The organism is Pseudoflavonifractor sp. AF19-9AC, assembly GCF_003478995.1.
Classification (GTDB): domain Bacteria; phylum Bacillota; class Clostridia; order Oscillospirales; family Oscillospiraceae; genus Lawsonibacter.
The window spans coordinates 67,629-91,906 of the sequence record NZ_QUGI01000007.1; the positions used below are offsets into that span (position 1 = coordinate 67,629).

The 24,278-nt window shown below is 60.6% G+C and carries 21 protein-coding genes; 9 read left to right on the plus strand and 12 right to left on the minus strand.

Translation table 11 applies throughout. The annotated features are described in order from the left end of the window. Positions 1 to 23 precede the first annotated feature (23 nt). From DWX58_RS12155 to DWX58_RS12185, 7 genes are all read right to left on the minus strand, one after another. Positions 24 to 995 carry a hypothetical protein gene (locus DWX58_RS12155; RefSeq protein WP_118644198.1) on the minus strand — a complete coding sequence of 324 codons (972 nt, stop codon included), beginning with the start codon at positions 993 to 995 and terminating at the stop codon, positions 24 to 26. A gap of 27 nt (positions 996 to 1,022) precedes the next feature. Next, the gene (locus tag DWX58_RS12160; RefSeq protein WP_243093479.1) at positions 1,023 to 1,949 is read right to left on the minus strand and encodes an AEC family transporter; all 927 of its coding nucleotides are present in this window, start codon (positions 1,947 to 1,949) and stop codon (positions 1,023 to 1,025) included. A 74-nt stretch (positions 1,950 to 2,023) separates the two neighbouring features. Beyond that, entirely contained in the window at positions 2,024 to 2,905 is an 882-nt protein-coding gene (gene lsrF, locus DWX58_RS12165) for a 3-hydroxy-5-phosphonooxypentane-2,4-dione thiolase (protein ID WP_118644200.1), read from the minus strand. Positions 2,906 to 3,082: 177 nt separating this feature from the next. Beyond that, entirely contained in the window at positions 3,083 to 4,228 is a 1,146-nt protein-coding gene (locus tag DWX58_RS12170) for a substrate-binding domain-containing protein (RefSeq protein WP_118644202.1), read from the minus strand. Between the two features lie 55 nt (positions 4,229 to 4,283). Next, positions 4,284 to 5,336: an ABC transporter permease gene (locus tag DWX58_RS12175; RefSeq protein WP_118644204.1), complete on the minus strand. Its 1,053-nt coding sequence runs from the start codon at positions 5,334 to 5,336 to the stop codon at positions 4,284 to 4,286. Beyond that, positions 5,333 to 6,346 (minus strand): ABC transporter permease, encoded by a 1,014-nt coding sequence (locus tag DWX58_RS12180; RefSeq protein ID WP_118644206.1) that lies wholly within the window; start codon positions 6,344 to 6,346, stop codon positions 5,333 to 5,335. Before DWX58_RS12180 ends, DWX58_RS12175 begins: the two co-directional genes overlap by 4 nt. Next, a complete protein-coding gene (locus DWX58_RS12185; protein WP_118644423.1) occupies positions 6,343 to 7,857 on the minus strand; it encodes a sugar ABC transporter ATP-binding protein in 1,515 nt (504 codons plus the stop codon). The genes DWX58_RS12180 and DWX58_RS12185 overlap by 4 nt, the downstream gene beginning before the upstream one ends. A gap of 415 nt (positions 7,858 to 8,272) precedes the next feature. Here DWX58_RS12185 and DWX58_RS12190 point away from each other — a divergent pair, with 415 nt between their 5' ends. From DWX58_RS12190 to DWX58_RS12200, 3 genes are all read left to right on the plus strand, one after another. Further along, a complete protein-coding gene (locus DWX58_RS12190; RefSeq protein WP_118644208.1) occupies positions 8,273 to 9,199 on the plus strand; it encodes a sugar-binding transcriptional regulator in 927 nt (308 codons plus the stop codon). Between the two features lie 98 nt (positions 9,200 to 9,297). Further along, a complete protein-coding gene (gene lsrK, locus DWX58_RS12195) occupies positions 9,298 to 10,860 on the plus strand; it encodes an autoinducer-2 kinase (RefSeq protein WP_118644210.1) in 1,563 nt (520 codons plus the stop codon). Positions 10,861 to 10,894: 34 nt separating this feature from the next. After that, on the plus strand, positions 10,895 to 11,245 hold the full coding sequence (locus tag DWX58_RS12200; RefSeq protein ID WP_118644212.1) for a cupin domain-containing protein: 351 nt from the start codon (positions 10,895 to 10,897) through the stop codon (positions 11,243 to 11,245). A 119-nt stretch (positions 11,246 to 11,364) separates the two neighbouring features. Here DWX58_RS12200 and nagB read toward each other — a convergent pair whose 3' ends face one another. The 3 genes from nagB to DWX58_RS12215 form a co-directional block, all read right to left on the minus strand. Then, entirely contained in the window at positions 11,365 to 12,084 is a 720-nt protein-coding gene (gene nagB / locus DWX58_RS12205) for a glucosamine-6-phosphate deaminase (RefSeq protein WP_118644214.1), read from the minus strand. A 50-nt stretch (positions 12,085 to 12,134) separates the two neighbouring features. Beyond that, positions 12,135 to 13,250, minus strand: coding sequence for an N-acetylglucosamine-6-phosphate deacetylase (nagA, locus tag DWX58_RS12210; protein ID WP_118644216.1), 1,116 nt, complete (start codon positions 13,248 to 13,250; stop codon positions 12,135 to 12,137). Between the two features lie 280 nt (positions 13,251 to 13,530). Then, a complete protein-coding gene (locus tag DWX58_RS12215; protein ID WP_118644218.1) occupies positions 13,531 to 16,176 on the minus strand; it encodes a TetM/TetW/TetO/TetS family tetracycline resistance ribosomal protection protein in 2,646 nt (881 codons plus the stop codon). 210 nt (positions 16,177 to 16,386) lie between these two features. Between DWX58_RS12215 and DWX58_RS12220 the strand changes: the two genes are divergently transcribed. The 4 genes from DWX58_RS12220 (at position 16,387) to prmA (ending at position 19,831) form a co-directional block, all read left to right on the plus strand. Beyond that, positions 16,387 to 17,295, plus strand: coding sequence for a putative ABC transporter permease (locus tag DWX58_RS12220; protein ID WP_118644220.1), 909 nt, complete (start codon positions 16,387 to 16,389; stop codon positions 17,293 to 17,295). Positions 17,296 to 17,361: 66 nt separating this feature from the next. Then, complete coding sequence (locus tag DWX58_RS12225; protein WP_118644222.1) at positions 17,362 to 17,895, plus strand: DUF1836 domain-containing protein; 534 nt, start codon at positions 17,362 to 17,364, stop codon at positions 17,893 to 17,895. A gap of 83 nt (positions 17,896 to 17,978) precedes the next feature. After that, entirely contained in the window at positions 17,979 to 18,851 is an 873-nt protein-coding gene (locus DWX58_RS12230) for a DegV family protein (protein WP_118644224.1), read from the plus strand. 32 nt (positions 18,852 to 18,883) lie between these two features. Beyond that, the gene (prmA, locus tag DWX58_RS12235) at positions 18,884 to 19,831 is read left to right on the plus strand and encodes a 50S ribosomal protein L11 methyltransferase (protein WP_118644226.1); all 948 of its coding nucleotides are present in this window, start codon (positions 18,884 to 18,886) and stop codon (positions 19,829 to 19,831) included. A 57-nt stretch (positions 19,832 to 19,888) separates the two neighbouring features. Here the strand turns inward: prmA and nrdG are convergent, their stop codons facing one another. Both nrdG and nrdD read right to left on the minus strand, forming a co-directional pair. Further along, positions 19,889 to 20,407, minus strand: a complete 519-nt coding sequence (gene nrdG / locus DWX58_RS12240) for an anaerobic ribonucleoside-triphosphate reductase activating protein (RefSeq protein ID WP_118644227.1) — start codon at positions 20,405 to 20,407, stop codon at positions 19,889 to 19,891. Between the two features lie 78 nt (positions 20,408 to 20,485). Next, positions 20,486 to 22,612 carry an anaerobic ribonucleoside-triphosphate reductase gene (gene nrdD, locus DWX58_RS12245; protein ID WP_118644425.1) on the minus strand — a complete coding sequence of 709 codons (2,127 nt, stop codon included), beginning with the start codon at positions 22,610 to 22,612 and terminating at the stop codon, positions 20,486 to 20,488. Positions 22,613 to 22,916: 304 nt separating this feature from the next. Between nrdD and mnmA the strand changes: the two genes are divergently transcribed. Further along, the gene (gene mnmA / locus DWX58_RS12250) at positions 22,917 to 23,972 is read left to right on the plus strand and encodes a tRNA 2-thiouridine(34) synthase MnmA (protein ID WP_118644229.1); all 1,056 of its coding nucleotides are present in this window, start codon (positions 22,917 to 22,919) and stop codon (positions 23,970 to 23,972) included. Beyond that, positions 23,969 to 24,277 (plus strand): hypothetical protein, encoded by a 309-nt coding sequence (locus tag DWX58_RS12255; protein WP_118644231.1) that lies wholly within the window; start codon positions 23,969 to 23,971, stop codon positions 24,275 to 24,277. Before mnmA ends, DWX58_RS12255 begins: the two co-directional genes overlap by 4 nt. Position 24,278 lies beyond the last annotated feature (1 nt).

Here is a 24,278-nt window from a genome sequence, read left to right on the forward strand (position 1 = left end):
TTCCGCAGCGTCAGACAGAGTTCTTACTTCCAAAAGATATCGATGGCTTTCTCGTCCAGCTCGTGGGGCAGCTCCGCTCCCTGGAGGGCCAGCGCCTCGTCCAGCTCGTCCCGCTTCATGCTCTGGGTCACATAGGGACGCAGGTCCTCAGCGGTGTAGTTCTCCTCGGGATCGAGACGCAGGAACACGGTGATGCTGTTCTCATTCTCCAGCACGGAGCAGGCTCCGTACTCCGTGCCCCGGAGCACCTCCATGGCGCCCTCGCTCAGGTTGGCCTCCCAGTTGTCCGGAGTATAGAGGTTGGCGTAGACATAGCTGTCCAGATCGTCCTCCTCCCACTCCCGGCCGGTCAGCGCCAGCACCTGGGGAAGCTCGGCCTTGGCCGCTGCCCGCAGGCTGTTTCTGTCTCCAGCGGCCTGTTGGATCCGCTGGGCGGCACTGAGGGCCTGCTCCCGCACCGAAGCGTCCGTTTCTCCCTCCTCCCCGCTCAGAGGCAGGTAGACGCACACGCCGTAGTAGAGCTGCTCCCGGGCGTAGGACAAAATCTCCTCCTCCGACACCGGCTGCTCTCCGTCCGCTCCATACACCATGGTGAGCAGGTTGTCCTCCCGATAGAGGTTGGCCACATACTCTTCCAGAGTGGCCTCATCCACTCCGTTCTCCTCCATCTCCGCCTGGGACTGCTGCCAGATGGTGGGGGCATACTGGTCCACATAGGCCTGGCCCTCCTCCCCCAGCTCACCGCCCAGCTGCTGGAAGCGTGCCTCCACGGCGGCATAGTGCTCCATCTCCGCCAGCACGGCCTGGCGCAGCTCCTTCTCCCCGGCATCTGGGTTGGCCCGGGTCACATTCAGCTGAAGCAGTCGATAGAGCTTGCCGCTGAAGGTGGTCTCACCAATGGAGCCCACGGTCTCCGGATCGGGCTGAGAGGTTCCGCAGGCGGTAACCGACAGCAGCATCAGGCCGCACAGCATGAGGGATAAAACTCGTTTCATGGTATGCTCTCCTTTTGAACACTGGGGTTAGGCCACCGCATAGGCCGCAATGGCGGCAAACAGGGCCATGGTACAAATGGTATGCGCCGAGAGGGTAGTGGAAATATACTCGCCGTCCTCACCCACATCGGCAAAGAGAGGAATGATGAAAGGCGCGGGCAGGGAATAGAGCACCATCAGAGCCAGCATCAAATCCTTGGAGAAGGGAATGATGCGGAACACCACTGTGCTCACCAGCACCAGCAGGCCGCCCATGACCAGCAGGCGCAGCGCCACCGTGGTGAGCACCGGCCGCAGCAGGCGGCGGCTCAGGTTCAGCTCATAGCCCACCACCAGCAGCACCAGGGCGCTGGTGGGCGCGGTGATCATGGCAATAATCTGCCGCACCAGCTCGCCCAGCTGGCTGGACAGCACCAGGCCGCCCACACCCGTGGCACCCAGAATAATGCCCAGCAGCATACCCAGGAAGCAGCGGTTGCCCGCCATGATTTTCACCATGTCCTTGGGGCTCAATGCGCCGCCGTCTACCGCCTTCAGGGTGCCCAGGAAGGCGGTGTAGGCAAAGACGGTCTGGCCCAGGTCCACGGCGGCAAAGCCGCTCTGCTCACCGGTGAGAAGGCCATACAGGGCATAGCCCAGCATCCCGCCCTCGGCACTGGCCATCAGGAAGGGGAAGAACCGGCCATAGGGCGCCACCAGACGGCGCAGCCCGAAGCCAATGGCCAGAGCAATTCCAAAGCCTGCATAGACTGCCACAAACAGCAGAACCACCGTCATGCTGTACTGGGCGGTGAAAAAGGCGTTGAACAGCACCACTGGCAGAAGAATATCTCCGATGACCGACTTGATGCCCGCCAGGCCCTGCAGGTCAAAGACCTGTGTTCGGTTGCTCCAGCACCCGATCCCCAGCAGAATCAGCACGGGCAAAACCATCTCTGCGACGCGCAGCAGCATATTGCACCTCTCCTTTACCCATTCAAAATGGAAATGGGGGCAGGCCCCATGGCCTGCCCCCTCTGTCTCCAGTGTTATCCGTTGATGCTGTCGAGGTAGAACTCGTAAGCTTCCTTGTCGGTGAAGCCCTCGTGGACAACCTTGTTGACCGCCATGGCCATCTCTACGGGATGCTCGCTCTGGAAAATGTTGCGGCCCATATCGACGCCGCGGGCGCCCTTCTGAATGACCTCGTAGGCCAGAGTCAGAGCGTCAGCCTCAGCCAGCTTCTTGCCGCCGGCCACCACGATGGGCACGGGGCAGGCAGCCACGACCTCTTCAAACTTGTCGCAGTTGTAGGTCTTCACGATCTGGCAGCCCATCTCAGCAATGATGCGGGTGGCCAGCTTGAAGAAGCGATCGGTACGCTCCATGTCCTTGCCCACAGCGCACACGCCCAGGGTGGGAACGCTGTAACGCATACCGGCGTTAATGACCTGGTTCAGGTTGTCCAGGCTGGACATCTGACCGTCGGCGCCGATGAAGGTCTGAACGGCCATGCAGTCGGCGTTCATGCGGATGGAGTCCTCAATGTCCACGGCCACGACCTCGTGGCTCAGGTCATCCTGCAGCATGCTGGAGCCGGAGGTGACGCGCAGCGCAATGGCGTTGGTCAGCTCGGGGGGGCAGCAGGTGCGGATGGCGCCGCGGGTGCCCATGAAGCAGTCAACATAGGGGGCCAGCTTGGGCAGCAGCAGGTCCAGACGCTCCAGACCGGCAGTGCTTCCCATAAAATAGCCGTGGTCAAAGGCAAACATCACAGTGTTGCCGCTCTTGGGATTGAAGATGTTGGCCAGGTGGCGCTTCATGCCCCACTCCAGGCTGTTGGAACCCTTGAGATAAAACCCGTTCTGATTGGCAAACGGTACGTTAACATGATAATCCTTCGCGACCTTCAGGCCCTGCAGATCTGCCATAATAGTTTCCTCCTTTAAACTATGTATCCAATGATACAGTTGGACAAGTAAGCGGAATGCTCCGCTCCCGCAGGCGCACGAACGTCATGCGTCTGCGGCAGCGGAGCACGGCCAGAGGCCGTGCTCCGGAAGAGGTACTCCTCTTCTTATTATGCGCCTTTTTCAGTGCGATTGCAATTAGAAATCGTACTGATCCATGTTCTCAGCGGTGAAGACAACGCGCTCGGGCAGCAGCACCACGCCGTTGTTGGTCTCAGCAGTCTCAGCACCCTCGGAGATGCTGTCGTTGGCCATGACCTCGCACTCGCCGATGCCGGGGATGTCGATCACGTCGCCCACCTTAACGGTGTTACCGGCAGCCAGGTAAGCGGCCAGGTAGCAGCCCATGCCGCCCTGAACAGCGCAGTCCCACAGGCCCCAGTTATACAGAGTGCCGTTGGAGCAGTACTCCTTGATGGAGTTGGGGGTAGCAAAGCCGGTGATGGTGATGGTGTCCTTGTTGTAGCCCTGGTTCTCGGCAGCCTGCAGCTGGCCGGGCAGAGCGGTGGAGTCGTTGCAGATGATCAGGTCGATGTCGGGGTGAGCGGACAGAACGGCCTCGCCGACAGTGATGGCCTGCTCAGCATCCTGGTTGGAGTAGTAGTTGTCAGGAGCAACGTTGGTCCAGTTGGGGTACTTCTCAGCGATGATGGCCTCACCGGCGACCTGCCAGCTGTTCTGGTCGGTCACGGTAGCCTGGGAGTAGTGCCAGCAGTAAGTAACCTCGTCCTTGGTGGGATCCACGCCGCGGGCCTCCAGGCCGGCAACGGCCATGTCGACCAGCATCTGGCCCAGAACCTCAGGAGTGCCCTGGGAAACCATCAGGGTACGGTCAGCAGGATTGGCGTCGGAGTCCCAAGTGGTGACCACAACACCAGCCTCGCTGGCGGACTTCAGAGCATCGGACACGCCGGCGGCGTCCACGGTGGAGATGCAGATAGCGTCGGTGCCGGAAGCAACAGCGGTGTTGATGACCTGAACCTGGTCAGCCACGGCGGCGTTGGCGCTGCCCTGGTAGTCAACGGTGATGCCCCAATCCTTGGCGTACTCCTGGGCGCCGTTGTTGGCCACCTCAAAGAAGGCGTTGCCGGTTACCTTGGGGATAAAGGTGACGGTCTTGCCCTCAACGGACTTGACCTCGCCGCCCGCGGAGCTGCTGGCATCGGTCTGAGAACCGCTGGCAGAGGAACCGCCGGACTGGCTGCCGGAGTCGTTGCTGCTTCCGCAGGCCACCAGAGACAGGCTCATGGCCAGCGCGAGCGCCAGTGCAAGTGCTTTTTTCATTTTCATTACCTCCTGTTTTTATATTAGAACGGAAATTTCCGATCTAATTCAAGAATTACTGGGCCGCTTTGGCCTTAGGCTGAAACTTACCTTTCAGCTTGGCCATAAACACGGCGGTGCCGGGCATATTGAACACGGCGCGGCCCACGACCACCACCACCAGCAGGACACCGATGGGGATGTCCAGATACTGGGTGTTGATCTTGAAGCACAGGGGAAGACCGAAACGCAAAAGGCCAATGATGAGAGAAGCCAGTGCGGTACCGATGGCACTGCCCTTGCCGCCGGTGGACAGAGTGCCGCCCAGCACGCAGGCAGTGATGATGTTCATGGTGAGAGTGCTGCCCAGATCGCTCTTGGCGGTGCCCAGATAGGACGTCAGCACGATGCCGGCAATGGCGGCGCTAATGGCGCTGAGCACATAGGTGGACAGAATAATCAGCCGGGAATTGATGCCGGAGAACTCCGCCGCCTGGGGATTGACGCCCACCAGGAACACCTTGCGGCCATACTTGCTCTTGTGGAGCAGCAGATAGGCGATGAAGGTCATGGCGGCGAAAATCAGCAGCTGAGAGGGAATGACATCAAAGAGCTTGAACTTGGTCAGAGCCTTAAAGCTGTCGGGGAAACCGCTGATGCCCTGATAGCTCTCGGTGGAGCTGAGGGTGGACACCAGCAGGGCCAGGCCGGCATACAGGAAGCTGCCGCCCAGGGTCACCACCATGGCCTGCACGCGGCAGTAGGCGATGAAGAAGCCGGACAGGGCGCCGCACAGAGCGGCGGCCACAATGGCCAGCACCACGGCTCCCCAGATGTTGAAGCCGAAGTCCTGCCAGGCCACACCGATGATGATGGAGGTCAGACCCACGATGGAGCCGGCCTGAATATCGATGCCGCCGGTGATCATGACAAAGGTAACAAACAAGCTGATGAGGCAGATGGCAATAAAGTCATTGACACTGGACAGCAGCAGGGGAATCCGCAGGAACTTGGGATTGGCTGCGCCAAAGATCACAAACTCCAAAATCAGGATAACCACCAGGAAGGTATTCCAGTTTTTCAGCAGGCTGCCCACCTTGCTGTGAGAATGGGAATCTAACTTCTTCACTGGGAATCGCCTCCTTCCATCGCGTTGGCTGTGCGGGCCATCAGGCGCTCGTGGCGGCTGCGCACGGCGCTGCGGTTCTGCATCAGTGCATCAATGACAACGATGGCGATGAGGATGATACCGGTGATGGCGTTATCGTAGTTGGACGAGAAGCCCATAAAGACCAGCAGATAGCTGATGGAGCTCATGATGACTGCGCCGATGGCCGCGCCGATGACGCTGCCCACGCCGCCGCTCAGGCTGATGCCGCCCAGCACGCAGGCGGCCACGGCCTTCATCTCATAGCCGTTGCCGGACAGAGAGGTGACAAAGCCGATACGGCTGCAGAAGAGGATGCCGGCGATGGCGGACATGATGCCGCAGATCACATAGGCCAGCACCTTGGTCTTGGTGGCGGAGATACCCACCAGAGTGGCACCGCCGGCGTTATCGCCCACAGCGGTGAAGTAGCGGCCCCGACGGGTGCGGGTCAGCAGCACATGGATAATCGCTACCACAACCACGCAGGCGCAGAAGTAAACGGTGAGGTCACCCACCAGAGTCTTGGAGGAAAAATCCTTGAAGGACTTGGGCAGGTTCTCCACCCAGGCGCCGCCGGCATACACATACATGCTGCCGCGGAGGATACCGTTGGTACCCAGGGTAAAGATCAGGGAGGGGACCCCCATGACCGCCACGCCCCAGCCGTTGAACAGGCCGATGACGGCGCCAATGAGGATACCCACGGCAAAGGCAACCACCCAGTTGCTGCCGTCACGGAGCATGCTGCCCACGACCGTGGCCACAATGCCCAGAATGGAACCCACAGAAACATCGATCTCACCCACGATGATGGCAAAGGCCATACCGATGGCAATGAGGATGTACACAACCGCGGAGTTAAAGCAGGCGGAAATGTTCTCCGAGGAGGCGAAGGTGGGGTTGATGATGCTGACGATGATAAACAGGGCTACCAGGAACAGAAAGCTGCTCAGCTCCCGGGCCTTCAGAACTTTTTTCAGCGCGCTCATGCCTTTTCCTCCTCCTTTCGGATCAGACCAAAGGCGGCGCTGGTCAGGTTGTCCTGATTGACATCCTCCTTGGCAAATTCACAGTTGACCCGGCCCAGGTAGATGCTCATGGCCCGGTCGCTCAGCTCCACAATTTCTTCCATATCGGAGGAGATGAGCAAAATGGATACGCCCTGATCCCGCAACTGATGGATGATGCTGTACACATCGCCGCGGGCCGCCGCGTCAATGCCGCGGGTGGGCTCGTCCAGAATAACCAGCTTGGGGGCAGTGGAAAGGCTGCGGCCAATGACGATCTTCTGCTGGTTGCCGCCGGACAGGCTGCCGGTGAGCTGATCCTGACCGGTGACCTTGATGCGGAAGTCATCCACATACTGCTGGGTGACCTTCTTCTCCTCCTTACGGTTGAGGAAGAAGCGGCCCATCTTGGGGTTACTCAGCAGAGCGCTGGTGGTGTTGCAGGCCACGTCGCTGATCTTGAACAGGCCGTCTGCGTGACGGTCCTCAGGCACGTAGTTCAGACCGGCCTTGATGACGTCCGCGGTCTTCAGACCGGTGATGTCCTTGCCGTCCAGAATCACGTTACCGCCCAGGACCTTGTCCCGGCCGAAAATGGTCATAGCCATCTCGGTACGACCCGCGCCTACCACGCCGGCCAGGCCCAGGATCTCACCGGGATAGACCTTCAGGGAGATGTCGGTAAAGCCGTAGCCGCTGAAGTTGCGCAGCTCAAAGACAGGGGGTTTGGAGTAATCCACCTTGCTGACCACCTGAGTCTTGCGCTGGCAGGAGTCAGTGGGCAGCAGGCCGCACACCAGGTCGTCCCGGGTGAAGTCGCTCACCGGGCCGTCCAGAGTGATGACACCGTCGCGCATGATGGCCACTGTGGTGGCAATCTCAAAGACCTCGTTGAGGCGGTGGGTGATGTAGATAATGCCGATGCCCTGGCTCTTCAGGTCCTCCACACATTTAAAGAGGCTCTCTACCTCTTTAAAGGTAAGGGCGCTGGTGGGCTCGTCCAGAATCAGCACCTTGGCGTGACGCAGCAGACCGCGGAGGATCTCCACCAGCTGCTGCTCCGCGATGGACAGGCTGCTGGCCTTCCGCTCCAGAGCGATGTGCCAGCCCAGATTGTCCATCCGCTCCACCAGTTCCCGGCGCAGCTCGGCCCGGGGGCGGTCAAAGCCGATGAGGATGTTCTCCTCCACCGTCATATTGGGGAACAGCAGGGGCTCCTGGGGCACCATGTAAACACCGTGCGCCAACGCCTCGGCGGGCTTGCCCACCGTCATTTCCTTACCGTCTACAAAAATCTCGCCGCTGTCATGGCTGTAGATACCCATGATGATCTTCATCAAGGTGCTCTTTCCTGCGCCGTTGCCTCCGATAAGGGCCAAAACCTCGCCCGGAGCCAGGTCCAGGCTGATGCCCTTCAGAACGGCGTTCAGGCCAAATGACTTGTAGACATTGCGAACCGACAGGAGCTTCTCCACGCCGGATGAAGCAGTCATGTTTTCCAAGTCGATACCTCCCACTGTACGCAATCACAAAAGTTAATGCTTCGTATATTTTGTTATGGGCTTAGAATACTGGATTTTTTTCGCTTTGTCAACAGGAAATGTCAAACAGCCCAGTCGTTTCAAGCGAGTTTTTTCGTTGTTCCGCCCTAAAATATCAGAATTTTTTCAGCTTTCCAGGTGAAAAAACACAAATATTTGGCTCATTTGCACATATGTAATCGCATTTATTTGGCTATAACATACAATTTTGGTGTCTATCCTTAACATTTTGAAATACGCATTGACATCCACTACCCCGCAATGCTATACTCATTTAAGTAAACATTTGATTCAAGTTTAAACTTTTGTTCTTTTTTATTCTAGCTTTTTCCCTTCTAAACTGCTCGTATGCCAAGGAGTCGAAACCATGAACGGAGATTTCAATTACGAAGAGATTCTAATGGTAAAAACGGCGTGGTATTACTACATTGAAAACTACACCCAGCAGAAAATTTCCGAGCTTCTTGGCATCAGCCGCATCCGGGTCATTCGGCTTCTGGAAAAGGCCCGGCAAAACGGCATCGTCAGCTTCCGCATCCGTCAGGACAACAACCGGCGCATGCAGGTGGAAAAATCTCTGATCACTCAATTCGGCCTGAACGATGCCTTCGTGATTCCCGTGGGCAGCGACGCCTCTGAGCTCAACGAAAGCCTGGCCCAGGCGGCCGCCATGTACATTGCCGACCGGCTGTCTGACAATACCTTTATTAATATGGGCTACGGCGATACCCCCAGCCGGATCCTCAATCACCTGGCCCGGTCCACAGAGCACCCCATCAACGCGGTGTCCCTCACCGGCGGCGTGAGCTACTACCTGCCCAACACCCAGTCCAGCGTCTTCAACGCCAGGCTGCACCTCATCCCCTCCCCCCTTCTTCTGGGCAGCCCCGAACTGGTCCAGGTCATGTTTCAGGAGGAGTCCGTCCAGCGCATCCAGCAGATGAGCCGGATGGCCAAAATGACGGTAGTGGGCATCGGCAGCATGGGGGCCAACGCCACCATCATCCAAAACGGGATTCTCACCAAGGCCGACTTCCTACTGCTGGAGATGCAGGGAGCCGTGGGCGACATTCTCAGCCACTTCATTGACAAGGACGGCAACCCCATCCAGAGCAGCGTGGAGCAGCGTCTGCTGAGCACCCCGCTGCAGGAGCTGCGCCAGATGAACAACGTCATCGGTGTGGCAGGGGGCGAGGACAAGATAGACGCCATTCACGCGGTGCTGAAGGGCCAGTATCTGGACACCCTCATTACTGATGAGGTCACGGCGGAAGCCCTCCTGGCCCATGGATGATCCAGGTCCAGAACCCCGTCTCCATATTTCTTTCGTGAATCGATCCCCCGGGATTTCTATAGCTTTGAATTTTTATTTTTAAGGAGTTGATGGTTCTTATGTCCAAATATCTGATGGCAATTGACGCCGGAACCGGCAGCGTCCGCGCGGTATTGTTTGACCTGGACGGCAACCAGATTGGCTGCGTTCAGGAGGAGTGGACCCACAAGGAGGACCCCCGCTTCCCCGGCAGCATGGATTTTGACTGGGAATTCAACTGGAACCTGGCCAGCGGCTGCGTCCGCGGCGTACTGAAGGAGACCGGCATCGATCCCGCCGATGTGGCCGCCGTCTCCACCACCTGCATGCGGGAGGGCATCCTCCTCTATGACAAGGAAGGCAAGGAGATTTGGGCCTGCGCCAACGTGGACGCCCGCAGCACCGACGAGGTGGCCCGGCTGATCCAGCAGGACCCCCAGCTGGAGAAGGAGCTCTACGATCAGTCCGGCCAGAGCTACGCCCTCAACGCCATCCCCCGCATCCTGTGGGTGAAGGACAAAATGCCCGAGATTTACGAGAAGACCGCTGTGGTGGGCATGTTCAACGACTGGCTCATCTACAAGCTCACCGGCGTGCTGGCCGTAGAGCCCAGCAACGGCTCCACCACCGGCCTTATGGACCTGCAGAGCCGCACCTGGGATCCCTCCATTGCCCGCCGCTGCGGCCTGCGGGATGATATCTTCCCCGCTGTGCTGGAGTGCGGACAGATTGCCGGCAAGGTGAGCGCTCAGGGCGCCGCCCAGACCGGTCTCGCCGAGGGCACCCCCGTGGTGGTGGGCGGCGGCGACTGCCAGCTGGGCACCATCGGCGTGGGCGCCTGCGACCCCGGCCAGGCGGCCGTGTTCGGCGGCAGCTTCTGGCAGTATGAGTTCAACACCGACAGCGGCAAGACCGACCCCCAGGGCCGGGTCCGTGTCAACTGCCACGCCGTCCCCGGCGTGTGGCAGTATGAGGCTCTGGCCTTCAAGCCCGGTCTGGTGATGCGCTGGTTCCGGGACGGCTTCTGCCAGCTGGAGAAGCAGCAGGGCGCCGCAGAGGGCGTGGATCCCTATGACCTCATGAACCGGGAGGCGGAGAAGATTCCCGCCGGTTCCTATGGCATGATGTGCTGCTTCAGCGACGTGATGAACTTCATCAACTGGAAGCACGCCTCCCCCACCTTCACCAACTTCGAGCTGGAGCCCGAGAAGTTCAACCGCTACACCTTCTACCGCGCCATTCTGGAGAACACCGCCCTCATCGTCAAGGGTCACATCGCCCTGGTGAAGGAGGCTACCGGCAACGAGCCTGAGGAGCTCATCTTCGCCGGCGGCGCCTCCAAGAGCCCCCTGTGGTGTCAGATTCTGGCCGACGTTACCGGCAAGAACGTGCGCACCCCCGTGGTCAAGGAGGCCACCGCTCTGGGTGCCGCCATCCTGGCCGGCTACGGCGTGGGCATCTACTCCAGCATTGCCGAAGGCGCTCAGCGCACTGTGCGCTTTGATCATACTTACGTTCCCAATCCCGACAATTATGCCGTCTACGAGGACATGTACAAGGTTTGGCGCCAGGTTTACGCCGCTCAGCTGGAGCTTTGCGACCGCAAGCTGACCAAAAATATGTGGATTGCCCCCGGCCTGTAAGCCGACAGTCCCAGTATAGAATGGAGAGAGATCAATGTTTGTAATCAACGAAAACGAGAAGGAGTACCGCTTTGGCGACAGCGGTCCCAAGTACCTCATGAAGGGCCCCCGCATGAACTTCGCTCTGGTGCAGTTCATGCCCGGCCAGGACTTCCGCGCCCACTACCACAACGTGATGGAGGAGAATTTCTTCATCCTGGAGGGTAAGATCGACATCGTGGTGGACGGCACCGTCCACACCCTGAGCAAGGGCGACCTCATCCACATCGAGCCCGGCGAGGTTCACTACTGCCGCAACGCCTATGACGTTCCTGTGAAGATGGTCTCCACCCTGGCCCCCTATCAGGAAGTGGACAAGGTGGAAGTGGAAAACCCCGTCTATTAAGTTTTCCCTTTTCCGGACCGGTTTCTTCCGGTCCCCCTCTCATGACTGAAAAAGCACCGGGCGCCATTCCATTGGAATGGCGCCCGGTGCTTTTGTTGTTGGATGAAAAACCTGCCCGCTTAGATGAGGGACAGGGCCTCCTCGTCAGCCACCAGGATAAAGTCGGGGTGGTACTGGAGGATGGAGGCGGGCACCTGGGGGGTCACAGGGCCGAAGAAGGCGTCCTTGATGGCCTGGGCCTTGTTGGCGCCGGAGGCCACCATCACCACACGGCGGGCCTGGAGAATGTCCCGCACGCCCATGGTATAGGCGTGGGTGGGCACCTCGTCAATGGAGGTGAAAAAGCGCTTGTTGGCTTCCCGGGTGCTCTCGGTGAGGGTCACCTTGTGGGTGCCCAGGGAGAAGTGGTCGTCGGGCTCGTTGAAGCCGATATGGCCGTTGACGCCCAGACCCAGCAGCTGCAGGTCGATGCCGCCGAAGTCGGCGATGAGCTTGTCATAGCGCTCGCACTCCCCGTCGCCGTTGACGCCGGAGGGAACATTGGTGTTCTTCTGGTCAATGTTCACGTGGTCAAAGAGGTTGTGGCGCATAAAGTAGGCGTAGCTCTGGTCGTGGTCGGGGGTGAGGCCGGCGTACTCGTCCAGGTTCACCGAGCGCACCTGGGAGAAGTCCAGCTCGCCCGCCTTGTTCCAGGCGATGAGGTTCTGATAGGCACCCACCGGGGAAGAACCGGTGGCGAGGCCCAGCACGCAGTTGGGCTTCAGGGTAATCTGGGCGGCAATCAGCCGGGCGGCGGCGGCGCTCATGGCGTCGTAGTCCTTGGTTCGAATAATTCTCATGGCAGTCATTCCTCCATATTGATATCGTATGATCCGCTCTTTTCGAGCAGTCAGCACGCTTGTTCGCCCTCTACATAGACGGCCTTCAGCTCCAGGTCCTTGGACAGCAGCAGGAAATCTGCCCGTTTGCCCACCGCCAAGGAGCCGATCTCACCCTCCAGCCCCACCGAGCGGGCGGGGGCCAGGGTGGCGGCGGTGATGGCGTCCTCCAGGGACAGCCCGTAGGAAACCACGTTCTTCACCTCAGTGAGCATGTTGGTGGAAGAGCCGGCCAGGGTGTCCGTCCCCTTCAGGGTGGCCCGGCCGCTGTGCAGCTCCACCGGCTGTCCGCCCAGCTCATAGTCGCCGTCGGGCATATCCGCGCAGCGCATGGAGTCGCTGATCAGCACCAGCTGCTCCCCAAACATGCGGTGGGTGGCCCGGATGACCGCAGGGTGGATGTGCATGCCGTCGCAGATGAGCTCCACCGCGGTGCCGGCGTCCAGGGCCGCCCCAATGACTCCGGGCTCCCGGTGGTTCAGGGGGGGCATGCCGTTATAGAGGTGGGTGGCGTGGTTAGCACCCGCCCGGAAGGCCTCCATAGCCAGGTCGTACCCGGCGGTGGTGTGGCCCAGGGAGACGGCGCACTCCTTGGACACCTCCTCGATGAAGGCCAGACAGCCCTCCTCCTCGGGAGCCACCGTGATGAGGCGCACCTGTCCTCCGCTGGCCTCATTGAGGCGGCGGAACATGGCCACATCGGGCTTGTGCAGGTTGTCTGCAGCCTGGGCGCCCCGCTTGGCGTAGGACAGGAAGGGGCCCTCCAGGTGGATACCGGCGCACTTGGCGCCGTCCTTGGGACGGGCAAAATCCCGGATGGTGTGCATGGCCCGGGTGAGCTCCTCCTCGGGCAGGGTCATGGTGGTGGCCAGGAAGGAGGTCACTCCGTGCTGGGCATAGTGGCGGGCCATGACGGGCAGGCCCTCGGGATTGCCGTCAGAAAAGTCGTGGTTCCGGGCACCGTGGGTGTGGACGTCCACAAAACCGGGCACCAGGTACTGTCCCCCTGCGTCCAGCTCCCCGGGGGCATCCGCCGGACCAATGTCCGTAATGACGCCGTTCTCAAAGGCCAGAGAACCGGGACGGAAGGCTCCGTCCACGAACAAAAGGGCATTTGTAATTCGCATAGATCGCTGCACCTCCATAAAAAAGGGCGGCGGTGAATTGGCCGCAGCCCCTTTTTCAGTCGTTTTTTCTCCCGGCAAACACGCCGGATATACAGGTTTTCCGAAGAAATATGCAGTTTTCCCTGTTTCTCTGTAAAAAGGTGAAATTTTGGTGTAAATTTATGGAATTTTATCCATTTTCCATCTCACAGGAAACATTTTCTGCACATTCATTGTACCATGAAAGGGTCCGCTTGTCACGCACAAAAACCGTGTACTGCCCAAGGACCGTTTTCTAGGATTACGGCGTCTCCGCCCGCTTTTTCACCTGGGCCGTGCTGCGCAGCTGGTTCTGCTCCCGGCCGCCGCTCTGGTTGTGCCGCCGGATGAGGTCGGAAATTTCGCCCTGAGCCTGCTCCACCTCCGCCTTAAAGGCCCGGGCGGACAGCCGCAGGGCCCCGTGGCCCAGGATGATGAGCTGTTCCAGCCCGTCTGAGGTAGCCACCCGCACCCGATGCTCCTTTTGGAGGTCGTAGGTGGCCTTCTCGATATAGGCGTCGGCGGTCTCCGCCTCCTTGGTGTACACCACATAGATGTTGTTTACCTTCTCCACCGAGCCGGGATTGCCCTTCACCTTGTAGGCGTCAAAGACCAGGATGACTACGCACTTTCGATAGCCCTGGTAATTGGACAAAATGTCCGTCAGCATGGCCCGGGCGGCGGCTACATCCTGCCGGGCCACCGCCTCCAGCTCCTCCCAGGCGAAGATGATGTTATAGCCGTCCACCAGCAGGTATTCCGGCCCCGTCTTCTGGTTCCGGATGTGGTACTTGCCCTCGTCCAGACTGGTGCGGGCGGGCTTCTTCTGGGGCTGGAAGGCCTGGCGCTCCACCTTGCCGTAGGTGCGCTCAAAGATGGCCTGGAGCTCCTTGTCCTGCTCCAGGGACCCACCCCGATAGGCCCGTTCTCCTCCGGCGGGGGCGGCAGGCTCCTCTTCTTCCGGCTCCTCCCCCAGGCGCAGGCCGCTGTCCACGTGCATATGCTCCCGCACCTCGTTCCACTTCACCACAACGCCTGCGCCGTGGTCGCAGAACACCGAATCGGCGGGGTTGTCCACGTCCCGCTCCGGGTCGTAGCCCAGCTCCGCGGCCACTTCTTCCTGGCTGCGGCAGGGCGCATAGCCTCCCGCCGTGCAGCTCAGCCGCCCCCGGCCCCGGGTATAGGCAGCCACCTGCTGGCCGTAGTCCCGCAGACCGGCCACTGGGGCCTGCCCGGTGAGGGTGACCAGCTCCTCCCCATTCTCTGGGGGCTCCACCGTCCCGCCCATGTTCTGCAGATCGGTCATGGCCCGTCCCACACAGTCCACGGGCACCTCCAGGGTGAAGTCGTAGACGGGCTCCAGCAGAATGGTCTCTGCCTGCATGAGGCCCTGGCGCACCGCCCGGTAGGTGGCCTGGCGGAAGTCGCCCCCCTCGGTGTGCTTGTTGTGGGCCCGCCCCGCCACCAGGGTAATCTTCACATCGGTGAGGGGGGAACCGGTGAGCACCCCCGGATGCTCCCGCTCCAGCAAGTGGGTGAGCACCAGCCGCTGCCAGTTCAAATCCAGCTGGTCGGCGGAGCAGGCGGAGGCCACCCGCACGCCGCTGCCCCGCTCCCCCGGCTCCAGCAGCAGGTGGACCTCGGCGTAGTGGCGCAGGGGCTCAAAGTGGCCCACGCCCTCCACCGGGCCGGTGATGGTCTCCCGGTACACAATGCCTCCGGTGCCGAAGTCGGCCTCCAGGCCGAAGCGGTCGGACAGCACCCGGCGCAGCACCTCCAGCTGCACCTGGCCCATGAGCTGGAGGTGGATCTCCTTCCACCGCTCGTTCCACACCACCCGGAGCATGGGGTCCTCTTCCTCCAGCTGGCGCAGCTTGGGCAGAACGGTGTGGGGGTCGACGCCCTGGGGAAGAATCAGCTGATAGGACAGCACCGGCTCCAGCACCGGCCGGGCGCCGTCCTCCTCCGCCCCCAGGCCCTGACCGGGGTAGGTGCGGCTCAGGCCGGTGACGGCACACACCGTCCCTGCCGGGGCCTCCTCCAGGGTACGGAACTTCTCCCCGGAGTAGAGGCGCAGCTGGTCCACCTTTTCCTCCCAGCGCTCCTCTCCCGCTCCGCCCCCGATGAGTTCCTTGGGCCGCAGGGCGCCGCCGGTGACCTTCAGCCAAGTGAGCCGCGCCCCCTGGCTGTCCCGGGAAATTTTAAAAACTCTCGCTCCGAAGGCCCGGGGATACTCCTTCCCGGGCAGGCCGGTCTCCAGGCCGGACAGGAGCGCCTCCACTCCCTCCAGCTTCAGTGCCGAGCCAAACCAGCAGGGAAAGAGCTTCCGCTCCCCCGTCAGCCGGGCCAGGGTGTCCTGGGAGACTGCTCCCGTCTCCAGAAACTCCTCCAGAGCCTCTTCCCCGCACATGGCAGCGGCCTCGTCCCGCTCTTCGGCCGGGGCCGTGAAGTCCACAAAGCCCCCGTCCAGCTTTCCCAGTTCCTCCAGCACCCGCTCCTTGTCCGCCCCCGCCAGGTCCATCTTGTTCACAAACACAAAGGTGGGCACCTGGTAGCGCTGCAGCAGCCGCCATAGGGTGCGGGTGTGGCTCTGCACCCCATCGGTGCCGCTGACCACCAACAGGGCTCCGTCCAGCACCTGGAGGGTTCGCTCCATCTCCGAGGAGAAGTCCACGTGGCCCGGGGTGTCCAGCAGGGTCAGCTCCACGTCCCCCAGGGGCAGCACCGCCTGCTTGGCAAAAACGGTAATGCCCCGCTCCCGCTCCACCGCGTCCGTGTCCAGAAAGGCGTCCCCGTGGTCCACCCGGCCCAGCCGGCGCAGGGCTCCTCCCACATATAAAAGGCCCTCGGCCAGGGTAGTCTTCCCCGCATCCACATGGGCCATAACTCCGATGCAAATTCGTCTCATGTCCTACAACCACTCTCGTCCCGTTCCGCATCCCTTCCCGGATGCAAAGTCCCTCTTATTATGACAGGTTTTCCTCCGTTCTTCAATCCTTAACCACGGCTGCCGCCCTCTTCCCCGGCAAAAACCGCCCTTCCCCACACCTCAGTGTGGACTTTTCTTCCAAAAAGAGTTATACTGTACTGTAAAATTTTTTCAGGGAGAATATACCCTATGTATCTGATGCTGTGGATTTTTTTCGCCTATGCGTTTCTGGGCTGGTGTACCGAGGTGAGCTTTGCCGCCCTGGTCAGCGGCAAATTTGTTAACCGTGGATTCCTTAACGGCCCGGTCTGTCCCATTTACGGCTTCGGCGTGGTCATTGTCCTGGCCTTTCTGGAGCCGCTGCGCCACAATCTTCTGCTGCTCTTCCTGGGCTCTGTCCTCCTCACCTCCGCGCTGGAGTGGGTCACCGGCTTTGCCCTGGAGAAGATCTTCCACCAGCGCTGGTGGGACTACTCCAATGAGCCCTTCAATCTGGGGGGCTATATCTGCCTGCGCTTTTCCATCGCCTGGGGCCTGGCCTGCCTGTTTGTGGTGAAAATCCTTCACCCCTCCATTCTGCTGGCCATCCGCCTCATTCCAAAGCCGGTGGGCATCGCCCTGCTGGTCATCCTCAGCCTCATTATGGCGGTGGATCTGGTGGCCACAGTGCGCACCATTGCCAAAATCAACCGCAGCCTGGGCCAGATTGACGAGCTGGCTGCCAAAATCAAGTCCGCCTCCAACGAGTTCGGAGAGAATCTGGCGGACAAGGTACTGGATGTGGCGGAAAAGAGCGCCGACTTCCGGGAGGAGCTGGCTGATCGGAGCGAGGATTTCCGGGAAAACCTGGCCGACCTGAAGGAAGATCTCACCGACCACTGGGAGGAGCGCCAGATGGATCAGGCCATACGCCGGGCCGAACGTCAGGAAAGCCTGGAAGAGCTGCGCCGCCGTCTGAGCGAGGTAATGGACCAGAGCTTCTTCGGCCAGCGCCGTCTGCTCTCCGCCTTCCCGCAGATGCGGTCCCTGGACCACAAGCAGGCGCTGGAACAGCTGCGCCGCCGGATGGAGCAGCTGCGGGAGGAGCGAAAGCGCTGAGGTTCGTTGCAATTTTCGCTATGATGTGATATCATGTTCATTATCACAAGAAGGAGCGTATGGTGCATGGAGGAACTGCTGGATTTAAAGCGTCGGATGGAAGAGGAGCGCCCCACCCCCTGGGAGGAACTGCCTGATTTGGCCCTGTACATGGACCAGGTCATCTCCTATATGCCCCGGCAGCTGATCCATTTTGACGACGGAGAGGCTCTGACCTCTGCCATGGTGAACAACTATATCAAGGATGGTCTGGTGCCCCGGGCCGAGGGCAAACGGTATGGCCCCGTCCATCTGGGCTATCTTACCGCCGTCTCCGCCCTGAAGAAAATTTTGTCTGTACGGGACACCGGGGCGCTCATCGCTGCCGGTCAGGCCCGGAACAAAAATCCCCAGGACCTGTATGCCTACTTCTGCGGTGCGCTGGACCGCGCCCTGTCTGGGACTGCCCAATCCATCAACGAGAACGCCACCCGGGAGGATCTGGCCCAGCTGGCCCTGGATCTGGCCCTGCGCAGCTACGCCAATCAGCTGGCCTGCGCCCGGATTCTGGACATCTTACAGTCCGATTCCTCTGATGGCAGCAAAAAAGCCAAGAAATAACGGAGTCCGATCCCCTGTGTCAGGGGGACGGTTTGCCGATTTCACTTTTAATATTCAGTGTTTTGACAAGGAGTGTGTATTCCATGTCCGATTTTGTTATTCTTACCGACTCTTCCGCTGACTTAGGCGCGGATCTGGTTCAGCAGCTGGACGTCCAGGTGCTGCCTCTCAGTTTTACCATTCAGGACATCACCTATCACAACTACCCCGACAATCACGAGATGGATCCCGCCGCCTTTTATGCCTTGCTGCGTAAGGGGGAGCAAGCCACTACCTCTGCAATCAACGTTGCCCAGTACACTGAGGCTCTGGAGCCCCTGCTCCAGGCCGGCAAGGATGTGCTGGTGCTGGCTTTCTCTTCCGGCCTGTCCGCCACCTACAACTCCTCCCGCCTGGCGGTGGAGGAACTGAAGGAGAAGTACCCCGACCGGAAGCTCTATACCGTGGACACTCTGTGCGCCTCCCTGGGCCAGGGCCTGCTGGTCTATCTGGCCGTCAAGGAGCGTGAAAAGGGCAAGTCCATCGAGGAGGTCCGGGACTGGGTGGAGGCCCACAAGCTCAACCTGTGTCACCAGTTCACCGTGGATGACCTCCACTTCCTCAAGCGGGGCGGCCGCATCTCCGCCACCACCGCCGTACTGGGCTCCATGCTGCAGATCAAGCCCGTCCTCCATGTGGATGACGAGGGCCACCTCATCAACATCTCCAAGGCCCGGGGCCGTGCCGCCTCCCTAAAGGCCCTGGTGGACAAGATGGAAATTACCGCCATCGACCCCAAGGACCAGATCGTCTTCATCAGCCACGGCGACTGCCTGGCCGACGCAGAGATGGTGGCCCAGATGGTCAAGGACCGCATGGGCGTACAGCAGGTCTATATCAACTACGTGGGCCCCGTTATCGGCGCCCACTCCGGCCCCGGCACTCTGGCCCTGTTCTACGTGGGCACCGAGCGCTGAGGACCTTACTTCACCACAAAGGAGACACTCCCATGGATGAGATCAAGTGGCTGGAGGTGGCGGTCAACACCACCCAGGAGAAGCTGGACGAGGTGTGCGCCAAGCTCACCGCCGCCGGCATGGACGCCCTGGTCATTGAGGACGAGGGGGATTTTCTGAACTTTCTGGAACAGAACCGGCAGTACTGGGACTATGTGGACCAGGAGCTGCTGGACCGCATGAAGGGGGTCACCCGGGTCAAGTTCTACGTCTCCGACGACGAGGACGGCCGGGCAAAGCTGGAGACCTACACCCGGGGTCTGGGCTGGGAGTACACCGTCACTCCCCTGGCCGACAACGACTGGGCGTACAGCTGGCAGAAATACTATAAGCCCCTGGCCATTGGCCAGCGGCTCTACGTGGTCCCCCAGTGGGAACGGGAGGAGCCCGTCCCCGAGGGCCGCTGTCCCCTGTACCTGAACCCCGGTCTCACCTTCGGCACCGGCTCCCACGCCTCCACCCAGCTCTGTCTGGAGGGGGTGGAGGAGCACACCGTCCCCGGACGCCCGGTGCTGGACTTGGGCTGCGGCAGCGGCATTCTCTCCATCGCCGCCCTGTGTCTGGGCGCCAGCCACGCCATCGGGGTGGACATCGACCCCAAGGCGGTGGACGTGGCCTATGAAAACGCCGCCCTCAACGGCATCGGCCGGGACCGGTACACCGTGCGGGCGGGAGACGTCATCTCCGATTCCGCGTTGGCTGCCGAGCTCAGCCAGGAGCGCTATCAGATGGTGCTGGCCAACATTGTGGCCGACGTCATCATTCCCCTGTCTGCCCGAGTGCCTCAGATGCTGGCGGAGGACGGGGTGTTCCTGTGCTCGGGCATCATTGACACCCGGGCCCACGAGGTGGAGGCCACACTGGCCCGCAACGGCCTGACTGTCACCCAGAAGCGGGAGAAAAACGGCTGGGTGGCTCTGGAGGCCCGGCTGAAGGGCTGATTTTAAAGCAACACACAAAGGCCCCGGCATTCCAAATCGGAATACCGGGGCCTTTTATTACATTTCGTCGTTCCACCACACCACAGTTCCGGCCTCCCGGGAGGCGTGCACATCGATGAGGCGCTGGTTGGCCGAGCCTCGGAAGCGGAGGGACAGCTCCTTCTGCTCCAGCACAAAGGGGCCGTCCACCAGCACGTCCAGCTGCTCCAGCAGTTCCCGGCTGTGCTCCCCCACTTTTCCGGAGAGCAGATCCTCGTAGAGGTAGCCGGTATAGCACCAGATGTCCTTCCCGGGATACGCCTCCCGCACCCGCTTCACCAGCTCCAGCACCGCCGCCTGGTTGGACGGGTGGAAGGGCTCACCCCCCAACAGGGAGAGGCCCTTTACATAGGGCTTGGCCAGATGGGTCAGGATGGCGTCCACCTCATCCTTGGTAAAGGGCTGGCCGTAGCCAAAGTCCCAGGCCTCGGGGTTGAAGCAGCCCGGGCAGGCGTGGGTACAGCCGGAGACAAACAGGCTCACCCGGATCCCCGGTCCGTTGGCCACATCGATGGGGCGAATGTCGGCGTAATTCATGGAAAAACCTCCGGTTTTCAGAAAAGGCGAGAAGCGTGGAGCGTTCTTCCCGCTCCACGCTCAACGCTTCATTCTTTTTTACAGGTGGAGCACCCGGGACTTGATCTCCTTGGTCTTGCCCACGTTCCAGTAGTTCTCACCCAGGTAGCCGCAGGTACGGCGGGTGACGTTCATCTTGGAATGGTCCTTGTTGTGGCAGGCGGGGCACTCCCACTGGTTGTCGTCGTTGATGATGATCTCTCCGTCGAAGCCGCACACCTGGCAGTAATCGCTCTTGGTGTTGAACTCGGCGTACTGGATGTTGTCGTAGATGAAACGGACAACCTCCTTCAGAGCCTCCAGGTTGTGGCGCATGTTGGGAATCTCCACATAGGAGATGCAGCCACCGGTGGAAATCTTCTGGAACTGGGACTCGAAGGTGAACTTCTCAAAGGCGTCGATGTGCTCCCGCACGTCCACGTGATAGCTGTTGGTATAATAGCCCTTGTCGGTTACATCGGGGATTGTGCCGAAGCGCTCCTTGTCGATGCGGGCGAAGCGGTAGCACAGGCTCTCGGCGGGGGTGCCGTAGAGGGCGAAGCCGATGTTGGTCTGGGCCTTCCAGTCGTCGCAGGCCTTGCGCAGCCGGTTCATCACCTTCAGGGCAAACTCGGTGCCGCCGGGCTGGGTGTGACTGACGCCGGTCATCAGCTTGGTGACCTCATAGAGGCCGATGTAGCCCAGGGAAATGGAGGAGTAGCCGCCGTAGAGCAGGGGCTCGATGGGGGCACCCTTGGGCAGGCGGGCGATGGCGCCGTACTGCCAGTGGATGGGAGAGGAGTCGGACTTCACGTTCTTCAGGGCGTTGTGGCGGCACATAATGGCCTCAAAGCACAGCTGCAGGCGCTCCTCCAGCAGGGACCAGAACTTCTCCTGGTCGCCCCGGGCCAGAATGCCGATCTGGGGCAGGTTCAGAGAGACCACGCCCTGGTTGAAGCGGCCCTCAAACTTATAATTGCCGTTCTCGTCCTTCCAGGGAGCCAGGAAGGAGCGGCAGCCCATGGGCGAGAACACGTTGCCCTCGTAATTCTCCCGCATCTTCTTGGCGGAGATGTAATCGGGGTACATGCGCTTGGCGGAGCACTTGACGGCCAGCTCGGTAATGTAGTCGTACTTGCCGCCCTTGAGGCAGTTGTGCTCGTCCAGCACGTACACCAGCTTGGGGAAGGCGGGGGTGATGTACACGCCCTTCTCGTTCTTGATGCCCTCCAGGCGCTGGCGCAGCACCTCCTCCACGATCATGGCGTTCTCCTCCAGGTAGGGGTCGTCCTCCCGGAGGTTGAGGAACAGGGTAACAAAGGGGGACTGGCCATTGGTGGTCATGAGGGTGTTGATCTGGTACTGGATGGTCTGCACGCCGCTCTTCAGCTCGTCCTTCAGGCGGTCAGCCACCAGACGGTCCAGAGTGGCCTCGTCCACCTGGCCGGCGCACTCATAGGCGATGTGCTTCTTGAATTTCTCCTTGCTGCGGCGGAGATACTTGCCAAGATGGCTCATATCCACACTCTGGCCGCCGTACTGGTTGGAGGCCACGCAGGCGATGATCTGGGTGGTGACGGTGCAGGCCACCTGGAAGCTCTTGGGGGACTCAATGAGCTTGCCGTTCATCACGGTGCCGTTGTCCAGCATGTCCCCAATGTTGATGAGGCAGCAGTTGAAGATGGGCTGAACAAAGTAGTCGGCGTCGTGGAAGTGGATGGCGCCCTCGTCGTGGGCCTTGGAGATGTACTCGGGCAGCAGGATGCGCCGGGTCAGGTCACGGCTCACCTCGCCGGCAATGTAGTCCCGCTGGGTGGCGGCGATCATGGTGTTCTTGTTGGAGTTCTCCTCGGCCAGCTCCTTGTTCTCGTTGCGCAGCAGGGAGAGGATGGACTCGTCGGTGGTGTTGGCCTTGCGCACCAGGGCCCGGTTGTAGCGGTAAATAATATAGGTCTTGGCCAGGTGGAACTTGTTCTCGGCCACCAGCCCCTGCTCCACCAGGTCCTGGATGTCCTCCACCAGCATCCGCTTCCGCTTCATGCCCTCGATGCGGTCGATGATGGCGTCAATCCGCTCCCGGTCCAGCTGTTCCTCGGGGGAAACCTCGGCATTGGCCTTCTCAATGGCGGTTACGATCTTGCTTCGGTCATAATCTACAATGGTCCCGTCTCGCTTGACCACTTTCATGCTCATGGTGCACTCCTTTTTCTCCAGTAAATCATGTCAATCTCTTTGTTCTCGTAAACCGGCTTTCTGTGCCGGACAGTGTCCAGGTGCAGATTATAGCATAGCTCATCCGGTTTGTCACTAGATATTGTGCCTGAATTTTTTCTTTTTTCGCGAATTGTACAAGATGTGCAATACCCTCTGTATTGTCCAGCGGATGTTCTGTTCTCCCGCCATCCTGTGGGGCAGGCGCTTCATTTAGTTGCCCCAAGGCGTAAAGTATGATATACTTTTGGTTGAATTTTCTCCCGAGGAGGATCTTAGCATGCATGCAAGGGCCGCTGTGGCCATGAGCGGCGGAGTGGACAGCTCCGCGGCCGTCTGGCTTTTGAAGGAACAGGGCTATGAGCTGACGGGCGTCACCATGGTGCTCTTTCCCGGCGGCCAGGATTGCGGAGCGGAGGCCGCCCTGGCCGCCCGTCAGCTGGACATTTCCCACCACGTGCTGGACCTGTCCCAGACCTTCCGCCAGGAGGTCATGGACGCCTTTGTCCAGGCCTACGAGGCCGGCCGCACCCCCAACCCCTGTGTGGTGTGCAACCGGAAGCTGAAATTCGGCGCTCTGCTGGACAAGGCCCGGGAGCTGGGCTGTGACAAGCTGGCCACCGGCCACTATGTCCGTCTGGAGGAGGACCGAGGCTCCGGCCGCGTTCTGCTGAAAAAGGCCCTCCATCCGGAGAAGGACCAGAGCTACGTCCTCTACTCCCTCACCCAGGAGCAGTTGTCCCACAGCCTCTTCCCCCTTGGGGGTCTCACCAAGGATGAAGTAAGGGCTCTGGCCCAGGCCCACGGCCTCACCTGCGCCCAGAAGGGGGAGAGCCAGGACATCTGCTTCATTCCCGACGGGGACTACGCCGCCTTTATCCGCCGGTACACCGGCCGCAGCTACCCCTCCGGCCCCTTTGTGAACGAAGCGGGCCAGGTCCTGGGGGAGCACACCGGCATCATTGGCTACACTGTGGGTCAGCGCCGGGGGCTGGGGGTATCCTCCAACCAGGGACGGCTCTATGTAAAGGAAGTCCGGCCCTGTGACAACACGGTGGTGCTGTCGGACAACCAGAGCCTCTTTGCCCGGGCCCTCACCGCCCGGCAGATCAACTGGATCGCCTGCGATACACCCAGCGCTCCCCTGTACCTGCGGGCCAAGGTGCGCTACCGCATGACGGAGCAGCCCTGCACCTTGGAGCAGATCGCCCCCGACCAGGTCCGGGTGGTCTTTGACCAGCCCCAGCGGGCCATCACCCCCGGCCAGGCTGTGGTCTTTTACGACGGCGACACCGTGGTGGGCGGCGCTGTCATTGAGAAAGGAGAATCCCTATGAGCAAGAAGAAAAAACGTCATCCCCAGCCCGCACCCAGCGCCCGAACCCGCTCCCAGGGGGCCACGCTGGCTGACGAAAAGAAGCAGATGGGTAAACGCTTCAAGCCCGCCGCCCGGAACCTGCTGCTCCTCAACCTGGTGTTTTTGGCCGTGGCTCAGCTGCTGTATAACAACGAAATGATCTCCCTGGCCGCTTCCAGCCTGTGCACCATTCTCGGAGTGATTCTTTTGTTCGTAGCCCTGTGGATTCAGTTCGGCAACGGTCCTTCCGGTGACTCCACACCTCGCCCGCCCCGCCTGAAATAAA